Below are 16945 nucleotides of genomic sequence, written 5' to 3'. Positions count from 1 at the left end.
AGTATAAGCACTCCTCTGCCCGTTTCGTTTATTTGGCCCCTCGACATGAAGTTTAGTGTTAAGAAATCATACTTTCGACCCGATTTCGCTATCTTGCGAAACCTTTTACTATAAGTCGGCGTCTTAACCTAAACGTACTAGAACATCATGGATGAGGTGGAGAATTGAAACAGATCGGCTTCTTTGTACTGCTCGCAGCAATTTTCTTCTGTTTTTCGTTCGCCGGACAAGCCAACGCCCAGTCCTCTGGGGCAACCATCATACTGGACGGACAAGCGCTGTCACTCCAGAAAAAAGACAAGGTCGAAATTTTGAAAGGCAGCGTCATGGTCCCCATTCGCGTCATTGCTGAAAATCTCGGCCTTCTCGTTACTTGGAACCAAACCGAAAAGCAAGTGAAAATCTGGTCGGGCAGCGGCGACATCAAGTTGACAATCGGTAGCTCGGTCGCCAGCGTCGGCGACGCCAGCTTCAAGCTGAACGCCGCTCCCGTCAATCGCTCAGGCACGACGCTGGTCCCGCTCCGATTCGTAGGCGAATCCGCAGGAATCGACATCGGCTGGGATAATGTCAAGAAGATTGTGACCTTGACGTCTCCCCAACCATCGGAGCCATGGATTCCAACTTCTCCCACGCCATCGGCTACACCGACACCTTCGCCCGCGCCGACGACATCGCCTAATCCAACGCCGACGCCCGCTCCCGGAACGACGCCCACGCCATTGCCTTCTCCCGCTACGGGCGGGCAGATTAAAGGAATCGGCTGGAGCGACGGCAGATTGGCGATCTCGTTTAACGGCAGCCTCATCCCTAAAACGTATGCGGTCGCCAATCCTTCGCGTATTGTAGTCGAGCTGCCGAATACGTCGTTCGATCCTGCGTTTTCGACGCTGCAGTCTTACGATACGGCAACGCAATCAGGCGAGTTCACGATTTCTGACGGTTCGAGCGCTACTCATGTCGGATATGCCGTAACCGATACCGCGTCCAAGACGATCACTATTACGCTGGATCTGGCGGCGGACAAGCCTTATTCCGCCTACCAAGAAGCAGATGTCGAGTCGAACGTATACGTTGTCGATCTGAAGCCGACCGCGACGCCGACACCGCCCCCCGTTAATCCGAGCAATGGCAAAAAGATCGTCGTTATCGATCCTGGTCACGGCGACGGCGACCCGGGCGGGATCGGCGCCACCAAGAAGCAAGAAAAATCGTTTAATCTGTCGTTGGCGCTTAAAGTGGAGAAGCTGCTGAAGAAGGAATCCGCTTTTCAGGTCGTGCTGACCCGCAATGACGATACGTTTATCCCGCTATCGGACCGTGCGACGATTGCGAACAAAGCCGGCGCGGACGCATTCGTGTCCATTCACGCCAACATCGCGCCCGGCAAACCGACCGTTCGAGGTACAGAAACTTATTATTATACGGGGAGCGGCAAGACGCTGGCGAATATCATGCACAAGCATCTGGTTCAAGCGACCGGCTTTACCGACCGCAAGGTCAAGTACGCAAGCTATAAGGTGCTGCGCGAGACGGCCATGCCCGCTACGCTGCTTGAAGTCGGATTTTTGTCCAACGCAACGGAAGAATCGATTCTTTTTAGCGACAGTTTCCAGAACCGCGTCGCCCAAGCGATCGTGGACGGTCTGAAGGAGTATTTTGGCGTCAAATAACTAAAACTGAATGGCAGCGTCTCAGCTAACGCTCGCTTTTTCTTTCGGAAATAGGCGATTGGACAGTCCGATTCGGCAACAACACATATATTAGGGGTGTGGAAGTCACCACAATCCAAAACCTCGGAGGTGTAGCAAATGAGCGGAGTAGCTGGCGCAGGTTACGGCGGCGGAGCAGCATTCGTCCTCGTCCTCTTCATTCTTCTCGTGATCATCCTTCGTGCGGGCATCGGCCTGTACTAAGAGCTCATGGCTCTAGCAATTCCTCCTACTGGCCCGCTGCGCCCATGGCGCAGCGGGCTTTTTTTGCGTTTGCACGCTTGGAGGCGCCCCACCTTTCTCATATCAGCTCGTTTTTTTGTTCGAGCTTCGCGCATTCCTGAACACGAACGGCGCGATCGCGAGCGCAGGCACTAGCAACGCAAATCCCGTTAATCCGACGATTCCGTAATCCTGCAACCACGAGGGTGCGTCGTTTGCAGCCTTGAACAGCCAGCCTCCGATGTTCGGGCCGACGAAACCCGCGATACCGGTCAACGCGGAAAACACAGCGATGTAGATCGGTCTGTCCGATTTCGGCGTATCCCCGATCAAAAAGTTAAACACAAGCAAATTGTAGCCGCCTAAACCGATACCGAGCAGGACGTGCGACAAGCCGAGGATCAGCAGGACCGGCAGCGCTGCCATGCCAAACCAGACGATACAGGCGAGTGCAATGATCGGAAATGTCCAGGTAAGCAGCCTGCGCGCGGAAAAACGTGCATTCAAATTACCCCAAAAAATATAACTGACCATCATGACGATATTTTGAATCATCGTAATCAAGGTGACGCTGCTATAGCTCAAATTCAGTAAATTAAGCATTGCATAAGCATAAAGCGGTACGACAACGTTCTGAATTAAAATGAAAAGCGTGATGAAGGAGGCAGCGGATAAAAAGGGCTGATCTCGGAAGGGCTTGAGGATCAGGGAAGCGGATAGCCCGCCGCCTGCGCTCTCGTAGGGCGGATTGGCATAACGGGACAGCTCGATGCCGTTCCATACGACGCAGAGCGCGCAGACCACAAAAAGAATCGTGAAGCCTCGCCCGCCCGGCAACCAATCCATGAGTTGCCCGCCGATCAGCAATGTCAGGCTGGCCACTGCCCAGTGAATCGTATTGCGGATGCCGAAGTAACGACCGCGCACGGGAGGCGGTACGATATCGGCCATTAAGGACGTCCAGATGACCCCTCCGGCTTGCCCCAGCGTGAATGAACAGAGGAATACGAGCATGTACATCGGCGCCCAAGCCGCATGGGGGAACAACAGCGGGATCAATCCCGTGCATATCCACATCGTCCGATGGCCGACGCCAAGCATCGTTGCGACCTTTCGCCTGTCTCTCCACCTCTCCATGGCAAACGCCATGAAGATCTGCGCGAGCAGCGTCAAGGAAGGGATCGCGGCGATCAATCCGATCTGCTCGGACTGGAACCCCAGGTACAACAAAAACGCCGTCTGCAAGGGCCCGCCCAGCAGATTGGCGATGATCGTAGCGGGGATGCCTTCGATTAGCGAAGCTCGCAATCCGCGTCTGGTCTCTGAATCGTTAAACCTGCTTCGGAGCAGTCGTTGAATATCCAGACCCGCGATTCGTATGCGCTTGGTCATCGGCAGTTCCCCCATGGTGATCCGAATCTATCGACTGCTTCACCCGCAACGATAGCCACCGGGCGACATAAAAAAGCCCCGAGACGTAGCCGTCGCGGAGCGCGCTTTCGTTCAATCCGATTCTACTCTTTTTCCCCTACGAATGGCAAATAAATCATAAACTCCGTGCCCTCGCCGAGCCGGCTGTCTACCTGTACCGTGCCGCCATGGTTCCGGATGATTCGGTAGCTCACTGACAGACCGAGCCCGGTCCCCTCGAACTTCGTCGTAAAGAAGGGATCGAATAACCTGGTCAGCGTCTCCCGGTCCATCCCTCGTCCATTGTCGGCGATGCTGATGACGGCATACCCGCGTTCCTGGCGCGCAGATAGCCGAATGTTCGGCCTGCGCTTGTCCGCCACGTGTGCAACCGCATCCAAAGCATTTTTTACCATGTTCAAAATCACTTGCTTGATCTGCTTGACGTCAATCGAGATCGTCAGATATGGATCAAAAATCTCGCACGTCATTTCGACCCCTTGCATGTGCGCCTCGCTCTCGGTCAGCAAGATCGTCTCCTTAAGCAGCAGGCCCACGAGCACGGTCTGGGTCATCGGCGCGGAAGGCTTGGACGAATTGAGAAATTCATAAATAATGTCGTTCGCTCTGTCGATCTCGGACAAAATGATTCGCGCGTATTCCTGCTTGCCGATCGACTCCAGATATGGCTTGAGCAGTTGTATGAAGCCCCGGATGCTCGTCAGCGGGTTGCGGATCTCATGAGCGATCGCCGCAGCAATCTTGCCCAGCATCGCCAGCTTGTCATTCTGAAAAGCGCTCTGTTCAATCTGCTTGTGCTCGGATACGTCCTTGATGCTGACCAAAATATCCCCATCGAGTTCTTCGATCTGCGAGATACTGATCAGCAGATAGCGACTGCCATCCTGAAACTCGCCCTGTGCGCGTCGGTCATACTTCAACTGCCTGTACATACGAATAAAAATAAGCCGCAGCGAACGGCTCAAGCTGGGGTGAAACAATAGTTGGCGGAGACTCTGGCCGATCAGTATGCGCCTGGGCGCTTGCAGCAGCCGAGCCATCGGCACGTTCAAAAATCGAAGCGTCCCGCCGGGCTCGAACAGCGCAATCCCGCTGTCCAGATGCTGGAGTACCGTCTCGAAACGGCTCGGCCTCTCTTCCTGGAGCGGAATGGCCTTCGCCGCGGCCTGCCTCAAATCCTCGGGCAGCTGTTCTTCCTTGGCTGCCGCTGACTCGGAACAGGTGTGACTGCCGAGAATCTCGTGAAGAAACAATAGACTCCGATGCATGAGCGCCAGCCTGTCCTCGCTATCCGCATGCGAGACGAGCAGGCGAACGTTCTCCTCGTGATGCTCGAAAATGTGCTCAGCGGGAACGCCATTCAGCAGGTCGAGCAGCTCGCTCAGATCGTATCCCTCCCTCGTGTCTTCGTGAAGTACATACTCCACGAGAACCGGGAAATATCTCGTTCTCCATTTCTCCATGCCGTATTCCTCCAGGCTCGACCTTGCGTCAAGTCCATCATAGTAAAGGAATGGGAAAGATGTCAATCAGAGAAGATGTCGAATAAAACGCGAAAAACGCCGCTCCCGAGCTGTCGACTTGAGTCATAAGTCGCAGATCCGGTAGCGGCGTCCTCGCCTTGCTCTATGTGTCGAAAAATGATAGCACTACAGCGTCCCGCCCGTCGTCCGCTTGAGGCGGAGCTTGTGCCTGCGCTGGCTCAGCACGCCGAGTCGGCGCTTGAGCTGTCGCTCCCACTCTTCGTCTCCGATCTTCTTGGCGAAGGTAAGCAGGTCCAGCCCCATGTCGATCTGATTCTGCACCATGAGGAGGGGATCCTCTTCCTCGTTGTTGACCGAGTTCTCGTGCAGATCTTTCTCCGATTCGTCCACGTAGTCCTGGAAGTCTACCTCCGACGCGCCGTCGCCGTGCGCGTAGTCGGCAAGAATCTCATATTCGTTCTCGACCAGGTAATGCACCTCGACCCGGTGGCATACCGGACAAAACAGAATCGGGACGTTGTGAATTCGCGTGCGATAGTGCTTCAGCGTTCCCTTGGTCCCGATCATGCTGGCTCCGCAACAGAATGACATCGACTTCCCCTCCCTTATGGACGTGTATGGCTTTGCCGGATGATTCACTATATTCTCCTCTAAAACGGCAAATTCCTGCCACGCATCCCAAAAGTCAATAAAAGGGCTGCCGTCTAAAGGATGCCAAAGGCGCATGCAAGAGCATGCGCCTTTGGCCCAACGATATTCGATTAGTTGGCAACCAGGTTCTTGTCGCCCGGTTTCCAGTTGATCGGGCACAGCCCGCCGGATTGAAGCGCTTGGAGCACGCGGAGCGTCTCTTCGACGCTGCGGCCTACGTCGTTGTGGTTGACGACTTGGTACTTCAGCACGCCATCCGGATCGATGATGAACAGGCCGCGCAGCGCGATGCCTTCTTCTTCGATCAGCACGCCGTAGTCGCGAGCCGCTTGCTTCGTAATGTCGGCAGCCAGCGGGAAGTTCAGTTGGCCGAGGCCGTTGTCATTCTTAGAGGTGTTGATCCAAGCCTTGTGGCTGTGGATACTGTCTACGCTGACGCCGAGAACTTCGGTGTTCAGCGCTTTGAATTGATCGTAAGCTTCGGACAGCGCGACGATCTCCGTCGGGCATACGAAGGTGAAGTCCAGCGGATAGAAGAAGAATACCAGCCACTTGCCCTTGTAATCCGTAAGGGAAGCTCTGCCGAATTCCTTGCCGTCACCGGACACAGTCTCCAGGTTAAAGTGCGGGGCCTCGCGGCCGACCAAACGCTCTGCCATTGACAATTACCTCCTGTAATTCCGACTACAAAGCCGGGCCTTATTTGCTATAAACGATAGTATCATAGAGTGAGAATGAAAATCAAGCTGTAGTGATTACTTCTTTAAAATTATTCTAATCTAATCCTTACCGTCAGGATGCAAGTTAGCCCGGCACGATTGCCGGCAGCTTTCGACGCGGTTTAGCGAACCATCGCGGCTACGATCAGATCGCCCATTGCCGTCGTGCCGATCGCCTGGCTCTTGTCTACCGCGATGTCGCCCGTACGGTGACCGGCGTCAAGCACTTGCTTGACGGCGCGCTCGATGACTTCAGCCGCTTCGGCATAGCCGAACGTCAGCTGGAACATGAGCGCAACGGACAAGATGGTCGCAATCGGGTTGGAGATGCCTTGACCTGCGATATCGGGCGCGGAGCCGTGAACCGGCTCATATAGGCCGAAGCTGCCTTCGCCGAGCGAAGCGGACGACAGCATGCCGATCGAACCGGTCAGCATGGCGGCTTCGTCGCTCAGGATGTCGCCGAACATGTTCTCTGTCACGATGACGTCGAAGCTGGACGGGCGGCGCAGCAACTGCATCGCGCAGTTGTCGACGAGGACGTGCTCGAGCTCGACATCCGGATATTCCGGCGCGATCTTGTTGACGGTCTCGCGCCACAGGCGGCTCGTCTCAAGGACGTTCGCCTTGTCGACCGACGCAAGCTTCTTGCGGCGCTTTTGCGCGATCTCGAAGCCTTGGCGTACGATGCGCTCGATCTCCTGCACGTTATATACGCAGGTATCGATCGCTTCTTGGCCGCCTGCGCCTTCGCGACGGAACTTCTCGCCGAAGTAAATGCCGCCGGTCAGCTCGCGCACGACGATGAGGTCGGTGCCTTCGAGCACTTCAGGCTTCAGCGTCGAAGCGTCCTTCAGGCAGTCGAATACGACTGCAGGACGGATGTTGGAAAACAGGCCGAGCGCCTTGCGGATGCCGAGCAGTCCCGTCTCCGGGCGCAGCTCCTTCGAATTGTTGTCCCACTTCGGACCGCCGACAGCGCCGAGCAGGACGGCGTCCGCACGCTGGCAAATGTCGAGCGTCTCTTGCGGCAGCGGCGTGCCCTTCTCGTCGATGGCGATGCCACCGAACAGGCCGTGCTCGAGTTCAAACTTATAACCGAACAGTTCTTCCGTTTTCTTCAATACCTTTATCGCTTCACCGACGACCTCAGGGCCGATGCCGTCGCCGGCGATGACCGCTATCTTCTTCACTTCTGCCATACGTTTAAGTTCACTCCCGACTTAGGTTCCATTCCGATTGCTATGTTTAGTTGTAGCACATATCGCGGGTCTCGTCCAAAACATAAAAACTATGCCGTTAATAGTTAACGGCTATGAGTGGCGGGGACAAGCTCTGCCTGACAGGCGTGAAGCTGCTTTACGCCTTCATTTGCGCTGCGGCAACAGCCATTGCCGCGATTCGTTCGACCTCGTTTCGATCAACAACGGGCAGGCTTGGATGTGAAAAAGGAAAACAGGCGGAAACGCCTATAACGTTGACTAGTTCGTCAAGGAGTTTGATGTCGCGCGGCTCTCGCAGAAGCAACCACTTGGCATAGGGAGCTCGTTTGAAACCCTCCGCCAAGATAAAGTCCGCCGACGGCAGCATCACCGCCAGCTCTTCCAGCGTGGCTTCGCCAGGCGTCCAAACGGCCGATAAGGCCGGCGAAGATGCGCCCGTCCCCGCAGCTCCTGCCGCCAGATGGAGCCAAGTATCCTTATCCGGCAGATCAAGCGCCGCCGCCCTGGTCCTCTTGCTGTCGTCCGGCTGGTGGCCGTGATGTTTGAGCGTTGCCACCTTCATGCCAAGGCTCGTCAGATGCCGTACGAGTGCGCAGAGAAGCGTCGTTTTGCCGCTGTCTGCATAGCCTACGATCTGAAAAACGGGAGGCAGGGTAATCATGGGCGCAGACGCTCCTTTGCGATCCGGTAGTCTTCCGGCGTATTCATGTTCATGAGCCAATCCGACGCCCCGCCTTTCGGCAGCCATCTTATCATGCTCATACGTTCCGTAGCAGCCATCACTCGCTTATTCCCGGCGTTAAGCGCGGCTTGCCATACGGCGAGCGTACGGCTGCGATACAACGCGCACAGCGGATGAAGCTTGCCGTCGACCTCAGGCAGCACGGCGTCCGCCTCCGGATGCTGTGCCAGCGCCTCTGCAAGCGCCAGCCATACCTGCGGCCCTGCGAGCGGGTAGTCGCAGGCGACGACGAGCTGCAGCGGAAGGCTAGAGGCCGACATACCCGCGCATATGCCGGCGACGGGGCCGAATTCGTTGACGTTATCCGCAATGACGCGAATTTCCTTCGGTAGAAAGTCGTAGTCGCGTTTAACGTCGGCTACGACCGTCACCTGCTCTGCGACCTCCATTAGGCTTCTGCACAACCGCAAAAGCAGCGGCTCTCCGTTAAATTCGAGCCATTCCTTGCGGGCGCCCATTCTTCTGCCGGCTCCGCCGCACAATACGACGGCATGACAGCCGGATAAACTAACGTTAGAGTTCCCATTCCTTGCGGATATCAATGCCATACGCACTCCTGCCAGCCGGGAAGCAACCGAACGTCAATCACCGCGCCAGCCCGCGTCTCTCGGGCAGATGGAGGAATCGCAAGCAGCGCATTGGTTTCTCCGATCGAGACAAGCCCTGATGAACTGTTCTCAGCACATGGCCTGGCCATCAGCATGCCCGCTTCGATCCAAACGACGCCGCGCAAAAACCGGGGATTGGCATTGCTCTTTACGCTGCCTTCGGCCAAACGCGCCTGGCACCATGTCAGAGCGCCGCTGCCCCCTCCCAGCCGCTCAATCGCCGGCCGCGCCAACAGCTCGAATCCGGCGAAGCAGGCACCGGGATTGCCGGACAGCCCGATGAGCAGCTTGCCGTCCATGACAATCGCGCTCGACGCGCTTCCAGGTCGAATGGCCAGCTTGGAAAACAAGAGGCCGGGGCCGACTTCCCGGAAAAATTCGCCCATGATGTCGGTGTCTCCCACGGAAATGCCGCCCGACACGATGACTAAATCGGCATCCGCGAGGCCGCGCTGCAACGTTTGCTTCGTTTGGTGCGGCTCATCCGGCACATGCGCGTCCCAAATCGTTTCCCCCGCCGCCGATTCAATCAATGCCCGCAGCATCGGCAGATTGCCGTTTCGAACTTGTCCGATGCCCGGCACGGAATCGACGGACACCACATCGTCCCCCGCCGTAATGACGACCATTCGCGGCTTACGGTAAACGCGAGGCCGTACTGCGCCGACCGACGCCAGCAGCGCTGCTTGTCCCGGACCGATGCGCGTTCCCGCCGCGAGGAGCACGGTGCCTGCCAAAGCCTCGGCGCCCGCGGCGGTGACATGCCTGCCCATTGTCTCCGGCCGCAAGAAAACAGCCTGGCGCACGCCGTCGTCGCCCTGCCTTAAGACAACGGCTTCTTGCATGACGACCGTATCCGCGCCTTCGGGCAGCGGGCCGCCTGTCCCGACGCGCATGGTCTCGCCAGAGCGAATACGACACGCTATGGCGCCGCGAGAGTCTCCTTCCAAAATATCGAGCATAACCGGTCGCTGCGGCGACGCTGCCGCCAGATCCGCCGCCTTTACGGCGTAGCCGTCCATGCCCGCGCGCGCAAACGCCGGTATGGGCGATTCCGTCCGCACCGCTTTTGCCAAACGAAGGCCGTACGCCTGAAACAGCGGCACCTCCTCGGCGCCGATCGGCTCGGCCCAGGCCAAGATGCGCCGCTGCGCTTCCTCAAGGGATATCGCGTCCCGGCTTCCACTCATTTTTCTGACCCCATTTTAATTCCTCTAATCTTAATATTATCCATATAATGGATCACCCTGAGTGAACGATGTCATTTTTCGCGCTCATTCCATTATCCCATCGGCTCAGATTGACTTTATTTTGAGCAGTGCAACAGATTTACGCTTCTACAAATAGTAGTCTCCCCGCGAGCGATCATGTAAAGATCATGCGCATTTGCAGCGCCAGCCTGTAAATCATTGTATCATTTCTCCCCGATGCACAATAGCACCCGCTCCGGTCCCTACTGACGCAATCGAGCCTTCATCCGTTTGCGATTGGCGTAGTTCCGGGACAATGATCGAGCGCATAGTGAATAGAGCACTTAGTCGATTATATATGCAGTGGATCGCGGTTTAAGCCAATCAGGCGCCTAGCTGATGCAATGGGATAATGGAATGAGCCCGGAAAAGTGAACCTATATTCACGCGCCATGCCCACGAAATAAATAACGCACCGCAGTCGATTCCTCGACGAACGGTGCGTCCGCATGTTAAATCCTTCGCGCCACTAGCTATACTTACACGCCGACGCCGACATGCGCCAGCGCCTTGGACAGCCTGGCAATGCCTTGCCGAGAACGCTCCTCGTCCGTGTACGAGAAGTTAAAGCGCGCCTTGTTCAGCTCCGGTTGCTCGGAATAAAACGAGATGCCCGGGACGAAGGCGACGCCGTGCTCGACAGCCGTCTTCAACAGATCGTTCGTGTTCACCGAGGACGGGAACTCGATCCAGATGAACATGCCGCCCTTAGGCACTTCCCACTCGACGCCCTGCCAAGCTTCTTGCTGGAGCAAACCGACCATGTTCTCCATCCGCTTTTCATATTCCGTACGGACGAATTCGATATGACCGTCGAGGTCGAAATGGGTCAGCAGCTGATAGAGCGTCTGCTGATCCAGCGTGCTGGATTGCAGGTCGGCCGCTTGCTTGGCACGCGCCATGTTGCGGATGATATCCGGATCGGCCATGACCCAGCCGGTTCGAAGACCCGGAGCTACCGTCTTGGAAAAGGTGCTCGTATAGACGACGCAAGAGCCCGCGACGGACGGCGCCAACGAGAAGATCGACGGATACGTCAGCGATGCGTCGCCGAACTTCAGTTCGCCGTACGGATCGTCTTCGAGGATCAGCGTATCCGTGCGCTGGCATAGCTCAAGCACGGCTTTGCGGCGCTCGACATTCCACGCCTTGCCGGTCGGATTCGAGAACGTCGGAATGACGTACAGCATCTTAGGCTTGTATTTCAGCAGCTTGGCTTCCAGATCCGCAAGGTCCAGGCCGTCGCTGTCGCCTTCTACGGACACGGTCTCCGCGCCGTAAGAACGGAATACTTGCAGTGCGGACAAATAGGTCGGGCGTTCAACCAGGATCGTGTCGCCGGGATCGATGTAGATGCGCGTCAGCAAATCGATCGCCTGCTGAGAGCCGGTCGTGAGCAGCATGTCGTCGGGCGTGACGTTGCAGCCCTTGCGCGCCATACGCTCGCAAAGCGCCTCGCGCAGCGGCAGGTAGCCTTCGGTCAGTCCGTATTGGAGCGCTTTGTTGCCTTGGAACATCACGCGCTGGAACGCTTCGGACACCGCGGCGACCGGAAAGTGCTCCTCAGCGGGCAGCCCGCCGGCGAAGGAGATGATCGAATTCCCCTGCGTCAGCTTCAAAATTTCCCGGACTGCCGAGGAGGAGAAGCTCCCGAGTCTGGAGGAGTATCTGTAATTCATACGGGGTTCCCCATTTCTCAAATGACGGCGGTCCGTAGCTTCGAAGCGGCGGGCCTCCGCCTTAAATATTCGTGTGTGTTAAATCAAAGTGACGTTGTCGCGGTCGCGCTTGGTGCGAGGCGGCTCCTGCCGCTTCTCGACGAGACGGTTCAGCGCGTCTACGTAGGCGCGCGCGCTCGCTTCGAGAATGTCGGTGCTGACGCCGCGGCCTTGTGCGCTGTACTCGCCCTGCTTGAGCACGACGTGAACCTCGCCAAGCGCATCCGTGCCGTCCGTAACCGACTTGATCGTGTAGTCGTCCAGTTCGACGACTTCGCCCGTCTGGGCGTTAATCGCATGATAGATCGCATCGACGGAGCCGTTGCCCTCGGACGTATGCGACGCAATGCCGGCCGGCGTCTTCAGCTTGACCGTCGCGCTTGGTACGGCATGGCTGTCGAACGAAACGATAAGCTGCTCAAGCGCGAACACCTCGGGCGTCTCGATGATCTTCTCTTCGAGCAGCGCCAGAATATCCTCGTTGGACACGTCCTTTTTGCGGTCGGCCAAGTCCTTGAACTTGCCGAAGGCGGCGTTGACCTGATCCTCGGACAAGCCCTCGAAGCCGAGATCGACGAGCTTCTCGCGGAACGCGTGACGGCCGGAGTGCTTACCGAGGACAAGCTTGCTGTCCTTCATGCCGATCGTCGCCGGGGAGATGATCTCGTACGTCGTCTTCTCCTTCAGCACGCCGTCCTGGTGGATACCCGACTCGTGCGCGAACGCGTTCGCGCCGACGATCGCCTTGTTGCCCGGCACGGGCATGCCCGTCAGCTTGCTGACGAGACGGCTCGTCTTGGCGATCTCCTGCAGGTTCAGGCCGGTGGTCGCCTGGAAAAACTCCCCGCGCGTATAAAGCGCGAGCGCCACTTCTTCAAGCGCCGTATTGCCGGCGCGCTCGCCGATGCCGTTGATCGTGCCTTCGATCTGATCGGCGCCGTTCTGAATCGCGGCCAGCGCATTAGCCGTCGCCAAGCCCAGATCGTCATGGCAATGCGCGGAAAGCTGGACCTTCTCGATGCCGGGCACTTGCTCCTTCATCGTCTTGAAAATGTTGCCGTATTCGTAAGGCGACAGGTAGCCGACCGTGTCCGGAAGGTTCACGACGGATACCCCCAGCTTAACGGCAAGCGCTGTCACTTCGACGAGGAAGTCGATCTCCGTGCGGCCCGCGTCCTCCGCCGAGAACTCCACCTGGGAAAAGTGCTTCTTCGCGTACTTGATCATCGCTTCCGCGGCTTCGAGCACCTCGTGCTTTTCCATGCGCAGCTTGTGCTTGCGGTGGATCGGCGAGGTGGCGAGGAAAATGTGGATGCGCGGATCCTGGGCGCCCTTCAGCGCTTCGACGACCGCGTCGATGTCCTTCTCACGGGAACGGGCCAGTCCGGTAACGGACGCGTTCTTGACGGCGCGAGCGACCGCGCCCACCGCGGCGAGGTCGCCGGGCGAAGCGATCGGGAAGCCGGCTTCGATCCGGTCGATGCCGAGCTTTTCGAGCTGCAGGGCGATTTCGACTTTTTCCTGCGTATTCAGGTTGACCCCGGGGGATTGCTCACCGTCGCGGAGCGTCGTGTCGAACATATAAATTTTGCGCATGGCGTGGCCTGCAGGCCCGCACCTCCGATCGTCATGCAGATGAGAGAAAGAGAAGGCCGAAATGCTCCGACCTTCTCCCGATTATAACATAAGGTTAGCTCGCTCTTACTTCTTGATCCAGTGCATCAGTCCACGCAGCTGCGCGCCGACGACTTCGATCGGGTGCTCGGCTTCGATGCGGCGGGTAGCCGTCATGAACGCGTTGCCGGATTGGTTTTCGAGGATGAAGTCGCGAGCGAACTTGCCCGTTTGGATGTCCGTCAGAACAGCCTTCATCGCCTTTTTCGTCTCGTCGGTTACGACGCGCGGGCCGGTGACATAGTCGCCGTACTCAGCCGTGTTGGAGATCGAGCTGCGCATCGAAGCGAGGCCGCCTTCGTACATCATGTCGACGATCAGCTTCAATTCGTGCAGAACTTCGAAGTAAGCCATCTCAGGCGCGTATCCGCCTTCGACCAGCGTTTCGAAGCCGGCTTTGACAAGCGCCGTAGCGCCGCCGCACAATACGGCTTGCTCGCCGAACAGGTCGGTCTCGGTCTCTTCGCGGAACGAAGTCTCGATGACGCCCGCGCGGGTACAGCCGATGCCTTTCGCATAAGCCATGCCGATTTCGAATGCTTTGCCAGTGCCGTTTTGATGGATCGCGATCAGTCCGGGAACGCCGAAGCCTTCAACGTACGTACGGCGAACCATGTGGCCTGGGGACTTCGGCGCTACGAGCAGGACGTCGGCATCCTTAGGAGCGACGATCTGGCCGAAGTGAACGTTGAAGCCGTGGGAGAACATGAGGGCTGCGCCCTTCTTCAGGTTCGGTTCGATCTCTTCGCGGTAAACGCGAGCTTGCGTTTCGTCAGGCATCAGGATTTGCACGACGTCTGCCTTGGAAACCGCTTCAGCTACCGGGAATACTTCAAAGCCGTCGTTGCGAGCCGCTTGAGCGGACTTGCCTTCGCGAAGGCCGATGATGACTTGCAGGCCGCTGTCGCGCAGGTTTTGCGCCTGGGCGTGGCCTTGGCTGCCGTAGCCGATGACCGCGATCGTTTTGTTTTGCAGGGCGCCGAGGTCGGCGTCTTTTTCGTGGAACAGTTTGACTGCCATGGGTAAGATCCTCCTTAGTATGTGAAGCTGGGATATATAGGCGACCCTCATGGAACGGGCGTCCCAAGGGAGAACCGTATTCGCGCGGCGCGGGCCGACTCCGTGTACAAGCCTTGGCCGCGAAAGGGAGTTCTCCCCTCGAACACCCGCTCCTGGGATAGCGGATGAAAGAAATAATGCCGGGGGCGGCTGCGCGATCGCTCCTAAGCTTAGCGCACGCTGCCCCGCGCCATCGCCGTCACGCCTGTCCGCGACAGTTCGCGGATGCCGTAGGGCTTGAGCAGCTCGATCATGGCGTCGATCTTGTCGGTATCGCCGACGACCTGGACGATCAGGCTGGTCGGGCTGATGTCGACCACGGCCGCACGGAACGTATCGACAATGCCCAGAATCTCGGGCCGGGCCGAAGGATCGGCGCCGACCTTGATCAGACCGAGTTCTCTGGCGACCATCGGGCTGCTGCCGATATCCACGACCTTGATGACGTCGATAATTTTGTAAAGCTGCTTTTCAATCTGCTCGAGCGTATGGTCGTCGCCCTTGGTGACGATAACCATGCGGGACAAGCCCGGCTCTTCGGAGGTCCCGACGGTGATGCTCTCGATATTGAAGCCGCGGCGTCCGAACAGGCCGGACACCCGTTGCAGCACGCCGGGCTGGTCGTTCACGAGAATGGCGATCGTATGTCTGGTGCTCATTCGTCATCCCCCATCAGCATTTGATCGATCGTGCTGCCCTGCGTAACCATCGGATAGACATTCTCGCTCTTGCGGACGACGAACTCGACGACGGCAGGGCCGTCATGCGCGAGCGCCGCTTCCCAGGCCGTGCGGGCTTCGTCTTTGTTGGTTGCGCGGAAGGCTTTGACGCCGTAAGCTTCGGCCAGCTTGACGAAATCCGGGCTGCCGGCCAGGTCGATGTGGCTGAAGCGGTTGTCGTAGATGAGCTCCTGCCATTGGCGGACCATGCCGAGCACCTGATTGTTCAGGATCGCAACCTTGACCGGAATCTTGTTGATCGCACAGATGGCGAGCTCCTGAGAGCACATCTGCATGCCGCCGTCGCCGTTGATCGAGACGACCGTGCGGTCCGGATTGCCCATCTGCGCGCCGATCGCCGACGGGAAGCCGAAGCCCATCGTGCCGAGTCCGCCCGAGGTGACCCAGGAACGCGGCTTGTTGAACGGATAGTACTGCGCCGCCCACATCTGGTGCTGGCCGACGTCGGTCGTGACGATCGCGTCGCCGTTCGTCGTCTCGTGAATCATCGATACGACCCACTGCGGCTTGAGCTCCTCATCCGAATCCTTGTACGTAAACGGCTTCGCCGCCTTGCGCTCGGCGATCTGCGCCCGCCAGGCATCGGCCTTGGACGCGTACTTGGCACCTGCGATCGCCTGCTGCAGCACAGCCTTGACGTCGCCGACGATCGGGATGTCGGTCGGCACGTTTTTGCCGATCTCCGCAGGATCGATGTCCACGTGCACGATCTTCGCATGGGGCGCGAAGCCATTGAGCTTGCCCGTCACGCGGTCGTCGAATCGCGCGCCGATATTGACGAGCAGATCCGACTCCTGAATGGCCATGTTGGCCGTCCAGGTACCGTGCATGCCCGGGAAGCCCATGTGAAGCTCGTGTCCGCTCGGGAACGCTCCGAGGCCCAGCAGCGTCGTCGTGACCGGAATGCCGGTCTTCTCGGCGAAGGCCAGCACTTCCTCGTGGGCGCCGGAGTATACGGCGCCGCCGCCGACAAGCAACACCGGACGCTCTGCCTGCTCGATTGCGCGCAGCATCTTGTCGACCTGCTGCTTGTTCGGCTGAACGGTCGGGTTGTAGCCCCGAAGCTTCACTTCGTCGTGCGGCTTGAACATCGCCTTCTCATTAGAGACGTCCTTCGGAATGTCGATCAGGACGGGGCCCTTGCGGCCCGAGTTGGCGATATGGAACGCCTCGTGAATGATCCGCGGCAGATCCTCGGCCTTGCGCACCAGATAGCTGTGCTTGGTGATCGGCATCGTGATGCCCACGATGTCGGCCTCCTGGAAGGCGTCCGTGCCGATCAGCGTCGTCGCGACGTTGCCTGTGATGACAACCAGCGGCACGGAATCCATATATGCCGTCGCGATCCCGGTGACGAGGTTGGTCGCGCCCGGGCCCGACGTCGCGATGCAGACGCCGACCTTGCCGGTGCTGCGCGCATAGCCGTCTGCAGCATGGATCGCACCTTGTTCGTGACGGGTGAGCAGGTGATTAAAGTCTTCGAAGCCGTACATCGCGTCGTAAATATACAGAACGGCGCCGCCCGGATAGCCGAACACGCAGTCGACACCTTCGAGCAGCAGGCTGCGCAGCAGCATCTCGGATCCCGAGATGACTTCTTGCTTGCCCCATTTCTCGATCAATTGTTCCTTGGACTTCAGCGTGGCACTGTTCGCGACCATCCTTCATCCTCCTTAATGAATCTTCTATGAATCAGTATGCTGTAAATCAAA

15 protein-coding genes are annotated in these 16945 nt (G+C 58.0%); 2 read left to right on the top strand and 13 right to left on the bottom strand.

Annotated elements, in window-relative coordinates:
• The first annotated feature begins 164 nt into the window (after positions 1-164).
• Positions 165-1673, top strand: a complete 1509-nt coding sequence (locus tag ACFSR7_RS01630; protein ID WP_378158627.1) for an N-acetylmuramoyl-L-alanine amidase — start codon at positions 165-167, stop codon at positions 1671-1673.
• Positions 1674-1811: 138 nt separating this feature from the next.
• Positions 1812-1916 carry a YjcZ family sporulation protein gene (locus ACFSR7_RS01625; RefSeq protein WP_282909948.1) on the top strand — a complete coding sequence of 35 codons (105 nt, stop codon included), beginning with the start codon at positions 1812-1814 and terminating at the stop codon, positions 1914-1916.
• A 102-nt stretch (positions 1917-2018) separates the two neighbouring features.
• On the opposite strand, the gene ACFSR7_RS01620 is transcribed toward ACFSR7_RS01625, so the two are convergent.
• The 13 genes from ACFSR7_RS01620 to ilvB form a co-directional block, all read right to left on the bottom strand.
• The gene (locus ACFSR7_RS01620; protein ID WP_378158626.1) at positions 2019-3326 is read right to left on the bottom strand and encodes an MFS transporter; all 1308 of its coding nucleotides are present in this window, start codon (positions 3324-3326) and stop codon (positions 2019-2021) included.
• Between the two features lie 122 nt (positions 3327-3448).
• Positions 3449-4828, bottom strand: a complete 1380-nt coding sequence (locus ACFSR7_RS01615) for a two-component system sensor histidine kinase NtrB (RefSeq protein WP_378158624.1) — start codon at positions 4826-4828, stop codon at positions 3449-3451.
• A gap of 186 nt (positions 4829-5014) precedes the next feature.
• Complete coding sequence (locus ACFSR7_RS01610; RefSeq protein ID WP_378158623.1) at positions 5015-5440, bottom strand: hypothetical protein; 426 nt, start codon at positions 5438-5440, stop codon at positions 5015-5017.
• A 170-nt stretch (positions 5441-5610) separates the two neighbouring features.
• Positions 5611-6159, bottom strand: a complete 549-nt coding sequence (locus tag ACFSR7_RS01605; protein ID WP_378122623.1) for a peroxiredoxin — start codon at positions 6157-6159, stop codon at positions 5611-5613.
• 182 nt (positions 6160-6341) lie between these two features.
• Positions 6342-7421 carry a 3-isopropylmalate dehydrogenase gene (leuB, locus tag ACFSR7_RS01600; RefSeq protein WP_282909952.1) on the bottom strand — a complete coding sequence of 360 codons (1080 nt, stop codon included), beginning with the start codon at positions 7419-7421 and terminating at the stop codon, positions 6342-6344.
• A gap of 157 nt (positions 7422-7578) precedes the next feature.
• Positions 7579-8103, bottom strand: coding sequence for a molybdopterin-guanine dinucleotide biosynthesis protein B (gene mobB, locus ACFSR7_RS01595; protein ID WP_378158622.1), 525 nt, complete (start codon positions 8101-8103; stop codon positions 7579-7581).
• The gene (gene mobA / locus ACFSR7_RS01590) at positions 8100-8732 is read right to left on the bottom strand and encodes a molybdenum cofactor guanylyltransferase (protein ID WP_378158621.1); all 633 of its coding nucleotides are present in this window, start codon (positions 8730-8732) and stop codon (positions 8100-8102) included. The genes mobB and mobA overlap by 4 nt, the downstream gene beginning before the upstream one ends.
• The gene (locus ACFSR7_RS01585; RefSeq protein ID WP_378158620.1) at positions 8723-9982 is read right to left on the bottom strand and encodes a molybdopterin molybdotransferase MoeA; all 1260 of its coding nucleotides are present in this window, start codon (positions 9980-9982) and stop codon (positions 8723-8725) included. Before ACFSR7_RS01585 ends, mobA begins: the two co-directional genes overlap by 10 nt.
• Positions 9983-10521: 539 nt before the next feature.
• Complete coding sequence (locus tag ACFSR7_RS01580; protein ID WP_378158619.1) at positions 10522-11721, bottom strand: aminotransferase-like domain-containing protein; 1200 nt, start codon at positions 11719-11721, stop codon at positions 10522-10524.
• A 78-nt stretch (positions 11722-11799) separates the two neighbouring features.
• Positions 11800-13356 (bottom strand): 2-isopropylmalate synthase, encoded by a 1557-nt coding sequence (locus ACFSR7_RS01575; protein ID WP_378158618.1) that lies wholly within the window; start codon positions 13354-13356, stop codon positions 11800-11802.
• A 105-nt stretch (positions 13357-13461) separates the two neighbouring features.
• Positions 13462-14454, bottom strand: coding sequence for a ketol-acid reductoisomerase (ilvC, locus tag ACFSR7_RS01570; protein WP_090114013.1), 993 nt, complete (start codon positions 14452-14454; stop codon positions 13462-13464).
• Positions 14455-14663: 209 nt separating this feature from the next.
• Entirely contained in the window at positions 14664-15152 is a 489-nt protein-coding gene (gene ilvN / locus ACFSR7_RS01565; RefSeq protein WP_378158617.1) for an acetolactate synthase small subunit, read from the bottom strand.
• The gene (ilvB, locus tag ACFSR7_RS01560) at positions 15149-16894 is read right to left on the bottom strand and encodes a biosynthetic-type acetolactate synthase large subunit (protein ID WP_378158616.1); all 1746 of its coding nucleotides are present in this window, start codon (positions 16892-16894) and stop codon (positions 15149-15151) included. Before ilvB ends, ilvN begins: the two co-directional genes overlap by 4 nt.
• Positions 16895-16945: the final 51 nt, after the last annotated feature.

The sequence above is a fragment of the Cohnella sp. GCM10020058 genome (assembly GCF_042683485.1).
Classification (GTDB): domain Bacteria; phylum Bacillota; class Bacilli; order Paenibacillales; family Paenibacillaceae; genus Cohnella.
The sequence above is the reverse complement of the archived record's forward strand: the minus strand, read 5'-3'. Positions and strand labels throughout refer to the sequence as shown.